9 protein-coding genes and 1 pseudogene are annotated in these 6,860 nt (G+C 36.2%); 2 read left to right on the forward strand and 8 right to left on the reverse strand.

Translation table 11 applies throughout. From position 1 onward, the window contains the following. Positions 1 to 6: 6 nt before the first annotated feature. From ACESSZ_RS00840 to ACESSZ_RS00865, 6 genes are all read right to left on the reverse strand, one after another. Positions 7 to 888 carry a replication initiator protein A gene (locus ACESSZ_RS00840; protein WP_012744316.1) on the reverse strand — a complete coding sequence of 294 codons (882 nt, stop codon included), beginning with the start codon at positions 886 to 888 and terminating at the stop codon, positions 7 to 9. Next, complete coding sequence (locus ACESSZ_RS00845) at positions 881 to 1,237, reverse strand: hypothetical protein (RefSeq protein ID WP_499842662.1); 357 nt, start codon at positions 1,235 to 1,237, stop codon at positions 881 to 883. Before ACESSZ_RS00845 ends, ACESSZ_RS00840 begins: the two co-directional genes overlap by 8 nt. A 5-nt stretch (positions 1,238 to 1,242) precedes the next feature. Continuing rightward, a complete protein-coding gene (locus ACESSZ_RS00850; RefSeq protein WP_499842663.1) occupies positions 1,243 to 1,551 on the reverse strand; it encodes a hypothetical protein in 309 nt (102 codons plus the stop codon). A gap of 128 nt (positions 1,552 to 1,679) precedes the next feature. Further along, on the reverse strand, positions 1,680 to 1,991 hold the full coding sequence (locus ACESSZ_RS00855) for a DUF6050 family protein (RefSeq protein ID WP_012744320.1): 312 nt from the start codon (positions 1,989 to 1,991) through the stop codon (positions 1,680 to 1,682). Positions 1,992 to 2,026: 35 nt separating this feature from the next. Then, positions 2,027 to 2,923 carry a ParB/RepB/Spo0J family partition protein gene (locus ACESSZ_RS00860; RefSeq protein WP_012744321.1) on the reverse strand — a complete coding sequence of 299 codons (897 nt, stop codon included), beginning with the start codon at positions 2,921 to 2,923 and terminating at the stop codon, positions 2,027 to 2,029. Continuing rightward, positions 2,913 to 3,698: a ParA family protein gene (locus tag ACESSZ_RS00865; RefSeq protein WP_008703831.1), complete on the reverse strand. Its 786-nt coding sequence runs from the start codon at positions 3,696 to 3,698 to the stop codon at positions 2,913 to 2,915. Before ACESSZ_RS00865 ends, ACESSZ_RS00860 begins: the two co-directional genes overlap by 11 nt. A gap of 803 nt (positions 3,699 to 4,501) precedes the next feature. Between ACESSZ_RS00865 and ACESSZ_RS00870 the strand changes: the two genes are divergently transcribed. Both ACESSZ_RS00870 and ACESSZ_RS00875 read left to right on the forward strand, forming a co-directional pair. Then, complete coding sequence (locus ACESSZ_RS00870; RefSeq protein WP_026006723.1) at positions 4,502 to 4,714, forward strand: helix-turn-helix transcriptional regulator; 213 nt, start codon at positions 4,502 to 4,504, stop codon at positions 4,712 to 4,714. Further along, the gene (locus ACESSZ_RS00875) at positions 4,704 to 5,099 is read left to right on the forward strand and encodes a hypothetical protein (RefSeq protein ID WP_117547544.1); all 396 of its coding nucleotides are present in this window, start codon (positions 4,704 to 4,706) and stop codon (positions 5,097 to 5,099) included. The genes ACESSZ_RS00870 and ACESSZ_RS00875 overlap by 11 nt, the downstream gene beginning before the upstream one ends. A gap of 276 nt (positions 5,100 to 5,375) precedes the next feature. Here ACESSZ_RS00875 and ACESSZ_RS00880 read toward each other — a convergent pair. Both ACESSZ_RS00880 and ACESSZ_RS00885 read right to left on the reverse strand, forming a co-directional pair. Continuing rightward, positions 5,376 to 5,945, reverse strand: a pseudogene (locus ACESSZ_RS00880) (helix-turn-helix transcriptional regulator); the annotation flags it as partial. A 174-nt stretch (positions 5,946 to 6,119) separates the two neighbouring features. Next, a partial coding sequence (locus tag ACESSZ_RS00885) for a site-specific integrase (RefSeq protein ID WP_499842664.1) occupies positions 6,120 to 6,860 on the reverse strand: 741 nt, incomplete at its 5' end.

The raw sequence follows: 6,860 nt of genomic DNA on the forward strand, positions 1-6,860 counted from the left end.
TATTTCCTATTCTTCCTCACTATTAAAATCACACCCTGCTGCACTGCCTGTTCCATGACACATCTCATTAAACACAAAGTTGAAGCACATCATTAACTCGCTCAGATAATAATTCCTTGCTTCTTTATTGCAGGCATACATATCCTCGATATAAACCTCCTCGTTTCCATTCATTCGTGCGATTGTTTCCAGAACTTTCATAAACTTCTTATTAGAACAGCACTCATACTGTTCATTTACATATTTCTGAATTTCCAGCACATGTTCAGGCTTTCCTTCACAAACAGATAACACGCCAAATGCCAGATCCATACCAAACTCATAGCCATCGGCTTCTACGGCATCAATATCAAGATTACCTTCTTCATCGTAATAGCCTCGCTCTTCCATAGGAGTCAGTGGTGTCTCATATTCATCCAGATATCCCATATCTGCAATTGTTCCCAGAATATCTCTGGATGCTGCCACCATCTTGTCCATGATAATTTCTCTTTCTTCCATCGGCATATTTGCCATAATTCTGTCTAATGTCATCATTGATTCTTCCTCCATCTCATTTTCATAAATATCATTGATATAAAAGTGGTTCGCCTTTCCATTGTTTTGAACAATACGCACCAGCTTTCCAATCTTAACAAGTTCCTGTACTGCCTGATCTACGCCATATCGAGTCGTATTCAGGTCTTTCTTCATTTCGCTTTTTGGATAGATAACAAACAGATCTCCGTTATGATCTACCCAGCCATTCTGCACCGCAAATTTCAAACGATCCAGAAATAAGCTGTATAAAATTTTTGCTGTATTTGACAGATTTTTGAATTTTTCCACCTGGAACAGCATCTTTGGCACCTGCAGACAATCTACCGGCATATACTCCACCTTACTCATTGATTATTTCCTCCTTCTGTTTGTACAGCACTTCGGCTGAATTAATATTGATTTCCAGCATCCCTACAAATACCTGATAGTACAGCAGGCATATCTGTTCATCCTCTCTTGCCAGATACAATCCTTCCAGTTCATCGGACGGATGTTTCATTCCATATACCGCCTGACAGATATCATGGATTTTCTCACATTCCACACTTCTAAGATGCATCTCCAAGGTGTGGTTAAATCTCTGCCAGTCCTCCAGTTTCTGATTTACTGACATCATGCACTGGAACAGTTCCGCTGCTTCACATGCTGCTGACAGCACTACATTTTTGTTATTGATACTTCCATCGGCATTTTTCATATGCCCTACCATATACGCCTGACAAACATTCCTAACAGCGTTGTGTAAATCTTTTTCATTGCCAGGAACTTCTCTTCTGCTTTTTCCATCTTCTCTTTGTAAAATGGAATCAGTCCACGAAGAACTGGATGGAAACGTTCATTTTCATCATCCCAGGCACAGATTTTCATCATACAGCGTGGCTGTTTCTCATAATTGCCCAGATAATACGGGCAGAACGTACAACCTCTTTCTTTAACAATTTCCACCGGAATCACTGGCATCTGACTTTTGATTTCTTTTGTTACATGCTTACTTTCAATTCGCTCTCTCATCTTAAAAATCCTCCAGGTATATATATTTGCAAAAGGGATTTCCCCTGAATTGCCTGATTTTGGGTACAAAAAAAAGAGGCAAGCTTACGATTTTATTTTCGCAAGCCTGCCTCTTATCAAATATTCAATTATTTTCCGATGATATATCGTAAGAAAACGTATACCGCACGGATTACATACACTGGAATCATGATACTTCCAATCAAAGCTCCAATGATGACACTTAATGCAGCCATCCCAAGTGTTGCTGTTATATCCATTCCTTTTGGAATCAGGACCAGCCGCATTTTATGTATTCCAAATGGAAGTCCGGAAAGAAATATCCACCAGAATAAGTCTGTCTGTCCACTGACTTTCATGATGGTGGATACCATCCAGAACCAGAATAGCATAAATGCCAGTGGCAGTATTGATTTTTTAATTACATCTTCTATCATCATCTTTTCATTCCTTCTGTCCAACTTCGCATATCATATTATTGTTTTTCTGCCCATGATGCCAGGAGCATAAATATCACTTCTTCCATCTGAGCTTTAGAATATGACTCAGGAAAATACTGTTTCAGCTTTTTCGCCGGAATCTGTACCTGTACTTTCTCAGTACTTTCATTCATACAGATCTGGTCAATCTCTGAATATGTCAACATCTGCTCTTTTGCAATCTGCTTCAATTCCTTTGCCTGCTTCATAGACGGTACCATATTGTGATTACTCATATACTGAAGCAATATCTGTTGTTCTTCACTTCTCAAATATGAAACTTCAACAGCTGTATTAAAGGGAAGCTTCTTCTCGTCTGCCAGTTCTAAAAGTTCTGCGATTAACTCTGTCAGATGAATATATCGAAGAATCTGTCTGGAACTATCTCCTGTATTCTGACTGACTTCTTCTGCCGCCAACTTCTTGCCAACTTGGCAAGAAGTTAAATCAGACCGTTTTCCCTGACGCTTTAACGCCTCATATTTCATTTTATAAGCGAATGCCTTTTCACTGATCAGCAGCTCTTCTCGTTGAATGTTGGAATCTACCATGATCACCGTCGCTTCATCATCTGTAAGATCTTTGATGATAACAGGCATTTTCTCTAATCCCGCAAGTTCACATGCTCGTTTTCGCCTATGACCAGCTACCAGCTCATAACCACCGGACTCTCTCAATCGCACAATACCAGGAACCAACACGCCATATTGTGTAATGCTTTCTGATAATTCTTCCATTTTCTTATCATCTTTTACTTGAAACGGGTGATTTGGAAATGGATGAAGGCTTCCTATTTCTATCTCACAAATTCCATTGTTTGTTTCTTCGTTTGTTCCAAATAACGCATCAAGTGGCTGTAAGGAAATGGGAGTTGCTCTTTTTTTAGATGGCATCTTTCAGCACCTCCTCCGTCACTCTCCGATAAGCTTCTGTAGCTTTGCCTTTCGGATCATAAGAGAAAATACTCTGTCCTTCTCTGACTGCTTCCTTCATTCTTACAGAAAATGGAATATAATTATCAAAGATATGAATTTGACTTCCATATACATTTCTGAGAAGTTCCATGTTATTTCTGGCATCATTCGTATGAGCATCGACCATCGTAAACAAAATACCTCCGACTTGCAGCTTCGGATTAATCTGCTTACGGACCTTACCGATTGTTTTTAACAACTGCTGCAATCCTTTGATTGGCAGGTAGGATGCTTCAACTGGAATGAGGACTTCATCTGATGCAGCCAGCGCATTAATCGTAATCATTCCCAATGATGGCATACAATCAATGATGACTACATCATATTGATCTTTGATACCATATAAAATCTGTTTCAATACATATTCTCTACTCATTGCATTTACCAACTGTACTTCCGTACCTGCCAGTCCAATGTTAGAACAGATAATGTCTATCCCCTCTGCCTGATGTCTGATAAAACATTCGGAAGGAATATCTTCATCTTTCATTACAGCATCCATAAGAGCAGTAAGTGTTTCATTACTGTCATCACAATCACGATATCCAAATCCTGCGGATACATCAGACTGTGGATCGGCATCTACAATCAACACTTTCATATTCTTTTGTGCTAATCCTACTGCTAAATTAGCTGTACATGCGGATTTTCCCGTTCCCCCTTTTTGGTTTACAATAGAAATAATTCTAGCCATTTTTCATCACCTTTCATCGTCATCAATCAAAAAGAGGACTGAATTAGACATCCGGAATCTATATTCCGTGCGAGCTAATTCAGTCCTATAATTACAATAATTCTGTTGTTTTTACTCTTGTCTTACACAAATCCATTTCCAGTCTGAATCTGTAATAATTCATATTCTGGAATGACAGCGCTGCTTTATTTTTCCCTTTTCAGGAAATTAAAAATAAGGACTAAATTAGTGCAACCCCTTGTATTTACTGGAGTTTTCTAACTTGTCCTTATTATAACTCGACCATGAGGTGTGATTTTAAGTGATTCCTGTTTATATATTTTATTATACTTCTAAGAACCGCTTTTGCGATTTATCATAGGCACAAGCCTTGTACCGCTTTCTATCTTTGTGCCCTCTATAGTATATTCTATATAACATTTACTTTGCAACTGTGATTTACATCAATAACACCTTTTTCTAAATCAATATCAGAAATCATCAAACCAACTATTCAGAAATATGAAGCCCCGTTTTAAATAGAATGTAAATTACTTCATAATACTTACCAAAATGCTTACCCTGTTTCGCAAATTTAAGAAGAGGATATGGAACTGTTTCAGAAGTATTAAGGAATAATCATTTTGATGATGAGGATAAGTAACCTTTTCCTCTTGCGAGAAGATACAGAATACAAAAATCCTAATAAAGAAGAAAGGAATAAAAAATATGGAAAGTTCACTTGACATTTTCTGTTCAAAAAAGCATTATAAGGCTTAGAAAAGGAAAGCAAACTTTCCATGTATTTCAGAAAGGAGTATGTTGTGAAAAATCGTTTAGAAGAATTACGAAAACTAAGAGGTATTAAACAAGAAGATTTAGCAACTGCTCTTGAGGTATCTCGTCAAACAGTAGGCTCTTTAGAAAATGGACGCTACAATCCATCTATTTTATTAGCCTTTAAAATTGCAAGATACTTTCAAATGAGTATTGAAGAAATTTTTATTTATGAGGAGGAAAGCAAAAGTGAAAAATAAACATAAACTGTGGTACATTGGTTATATTGTTTCAGCAATTTTAGTTCTTATCATTTTATTTACAGATTTTCCTAAAACAGCAGATATAGGGCTCCTAATTTTAATGAGTATAATCTTTAGCATTTCTCATACACAACTTATGCATAATAGAATGATGAAAAATGATATTGATTATAAAGTGAATGTGATGGACGAACGAAATATCTCAATTAAAGAGAAATCTGGAAATATCATGAATATGATTACTATGGTACTATTAGGTATAGTAACAGTTATATTTATTTCCTTTGATTATTTCATTCCAGCGATTATTACGGGAGTTATTATTGCCGTACAACCGATTATTCTTATTATAGTAAGTAATATGATTGAGAAAAAAATGTGAATGAAAAGTATATTGATTATAAATTCAAATTAATTCTTTGTGTGTCAGCTAATAACTTTTGCGTACTTGTTTGTTGCTCTTGTATTACTTACTTCATGTTGACGCATGGATTATAAGAATTATATCCCATTTATTCCTATCCAAACTTTTTTAGGAATCGTTTTATATAAACTTTCTCTTACTTTTTATATCTTCTTAAAACCCCACGTGTTTTCTTAGCAAAATAATTTTAACATTCTCAGTAATAGTTACTATAACACTATATTATAGTAACTATTACTTTTTATATAGAGAAGCTATATCATATATTCTCTGCTTCATTTTTTCACGAACATGTAATGGTTCCAAACATTCGCACTTATCTCCAAAGCTCAAAACAATATCATAATAATAATCATTCTCTATAAAAGGAAAACTGACGATATAATGCTCCTTATCATCGGGAATGAAATTTTCGTATGGACAATAATCAAGTACCCTATCTACGATAGACTTATGAATACGAATTTTAATATTTGTTTGTAGGGTTGCTAAAACATCTGCAAACTCTAATTTGGGTTTTTGATAATCGCGTGGTATAAAAGTTTCCTTTTGTTTTTGTAGGGTTGACATACGCGACAATCTGAATAAGCGAAAATCGTTTCTTTTAAGGCAATATCCATATAAATACCAATGCGTACTTTTTAATACGAGTTGATAAGGCTCAACGACACGTGTAGTCTTATTTCCGCGATGGGCTATATAATCAAATGACAGTAGCTTATTTTCTTGTAAAGCTACTTTGATAATTTCTATATATGATTGTATGTTGCTGTTACCTATCCATTGACTAAAATCTATATAAATTGATTTAAATTATATATGTCTTTTTGACTATCTTTTTATATCTTCTTAAATGTCCGCAAAGCCTTATTTTATAGGCTCTACGGGCATTTTTCTTTTGTGGTAAACCTCACATATCTAGGTCTATCTTCTTATATTTTCGCTATCAAGCGTGGTTAAAATCGTGGTAAATACTTCTTATGCGATTAGACGCTGAACCTCTGATTTTGCGGTATCTATGGACGCATGAGCGTACCAGTTCATTGTGATACTGATATTTGAATGCCCCATGATATACTGTAAATCTTTCGGGTTCATGTTCTTGCTTGCCAGCCTTGTGCAGAATGTATGGCGTAGCGTATGCGGTGTGATATGTGGCAAGGGATTGTCCTTGTGGTGCTTGTTGTATTTCTTTATCATACGGACAAATAAGGCGTTGTAATCAATCGCAACTTTGGGCTTGCCTTTATGATTGACAAATAGGAAATTGCTCCGTCCGTCTATCACAAATGGTTCTGTCTTTGGGCGTTTCTTCATAACCCGTTGAAATGCCTGTATTGTTTCTCTGCTTAATGGCACTTGCCTTATTCCGCTCTTTGTCTTAGGCGTTTCAATATAATAACCCTGTTCCTTGCTCTTTAGTAACTGGTGGTCGATAACTACAACCTCATGGATAAAATCAACGTCCATGATTGTCAGTCCGCACAGTTCCGAGATACGAAGTCCTGTCTTTAACAGTATCAGCACATCATCATAATACTTGTGATACACATTGTCCGTCTTGATGAATGAGAGTAGGGATTGTTCCTGTTCCTCTGTCAATGCGACTTTCTCTTTGGTATCATTTTCTAGGACTTCACTCAACTTGAAATCAAAAGGGTTTTTCCTTACACAATCGTCTTGTATGGCGATATAGAATGACGCTTTTAACGAGCGTTT

The sequence above is a fragment of the Eubacterium sp. 3_1_31 genome (genome assembly GCF_964249515.1).
Lineage (GTDB): Bacteria > Bacillota_I > Bacilli_A > Erysipelotrichales > Erysipelotrichaceae > Longicatena > Longicatena caecimuris.

What these genes read in the sequence shown, in the direction of transcription:
- ACESSZ_RS00840 (WP_012744316.1), bottom strand. Translation starts at nt 888, where the DNA reads ATGAGTAAGGTGGAGTATATGCCGGTAGATTGTCTGCAGGTGCCAAAG.
- ACESSZ_RS00845 (WP_499842662.1), bottom strand. Translation starts at nt 1,237, where the DNA reads ATGAAAAATGCCGATGGAAGTATCAATAACAAAAATGTAGTGCTGTCA.
- ACESSZ_RS00850 (WP_499842663.1), bottom strand. Translation starts at nt 1,551, where the DNA reads ATGAGAGAGCGAATTGAAAGTAAGCATGTAACAAAAGAAATCAAAAGT.
- ACESSZ_RS00855 (WP_012744320.1), bottom strand. Translation starts at nt 1,991, where the DNA reads ATGATGATAGAAGATGTAATTAAAAAATCAATACTGCCACTGGCATTT.
- ACESSZ_RS00860 (WP_012744321.1), bottom strand. Translation starts at nt 2,923, where the DNA reads ATGCCATCTAAAAAAAGAGCAACTCCCATTTCCTTACAGCCACTTGAT.
- ACESSZ_RS00865 (WP_008703831.1), bottom strand. Translation starts at nt 3,698, where the DNA reads ATGGCTAGAATTATTTCTATTGTAAACCAAAAAGGGGGAACGGGAAAA.